The sequence below is a fragment of the Alcanivorax sp. HI0083 genome, from assembly GCF_001635175.1.
In genome coordinates this window covers 1-1,050 of sequence record NZ_LWFX01001509.1, presented here as the reverse complement: position 1 = coordinate 1,050, position 1,050 = coordinate 1, and the positions used below count along the sequence as shown (strand labels likewise).

Annotated in this window: 1 protein-coding gene; it reads left to right on the top strand. The window is 59.0% G+C overall.

The window, feature by feature from the left end:
- A partial coding sequence (locus A3754_RS22805; protein ID WP_063521426.1) for a diacylglycerol kinase family protein occupies positions 1 to 761 on the top strand: 761 nt, incomplete at its 5' end.
- Positions 762 to 1,050: the final 289 nt, after the last annotated feature.

The following is a 1,050-nucleotide window of genomic DNA, read 5'->3' as shown; positions in this document are numbered from 1 at the left end:
AAGGCCCCAACGACGCTACGAACTACCTCAATGGGCTCTCGGACCAAGGCGATTGTGTCGTCGCCGTGGGCGGAGATGGCACTACCAACGAAGTGCTCAACGGCTTGGCTGGCGGCGTGGCGCTGGGCGTGTTTGCCACCGGCACCGCGAATGTACTGGCCAAAGAGCTGGGGTTGCCGAAAAAACCGGAGCAGGCCGCGCAGGTGGTAGTGAAGGGCAAAAGCGTGTCTGTGACGCCGGCCCGCCTGAATGGCCGGCGGTTTATCATGATGTGCGGCATTGGCTATGACGCCTGGGTGGTCAACGGGGTCAACCTGGGCATCAAGGAGCGTTTCGGCAAACTGGCTTATGTGCTATCCATGCTTGGCCAGGTTGGCCGTTATGGTCAGCGCCACTATCGGGTGGAGGTGGATGGCCGGCCACTGGATTGTTTCTCCGCCATTATCACCAATGGCCGCCATTACGGTGGCAGCTTCGTGTTGAGTAACGAGGCCAATATCCTGCGCCCACAGGTGCAGGTGCTGTTATTCCAGAAGCCCGGCGTGCGGTTTTTACTGCGTTGCCTGGTTGCCCTGTTGTTCGGGCGCATGGAGCGGATGGATGGCGTGGCCAGCCTGCGAGCCCAGCGGGTGTATATCCGCTGTGAGAACGGTGAAGAGCCGATTCAGGCAGACGGCGATCCGGCGGGTAACTTGCCGGCGGAGATTGAAGTGGAAGACGCGCCGGTGCCCATGCGGGTGGCTACCCTGTTTGATTCATAGGGTTTTGCCACAAGCCTTGAAAGGCCGCCCAGGCCATGGGGTTTGACGTCAGGCATCCGGCGTCGAGCGTTTGGCAAAGTGCGGAGTGTTCACGATAAGCCAGTCAAACGGCGAGAAACGTGTTATTCACGCCAAGATGTGATGAACCATAAAAAAGCCCGCATCAGCGCAATGCTGTTCACTTAGGGGAAGCAGCGCTGCGCGAACATCTTCGTCATGCGAGCATGACTTCCCACCAATCCCGAAGTTTGAGGGGGGGAGCGATGTTTACATCGCGAAGGCTTCAGGT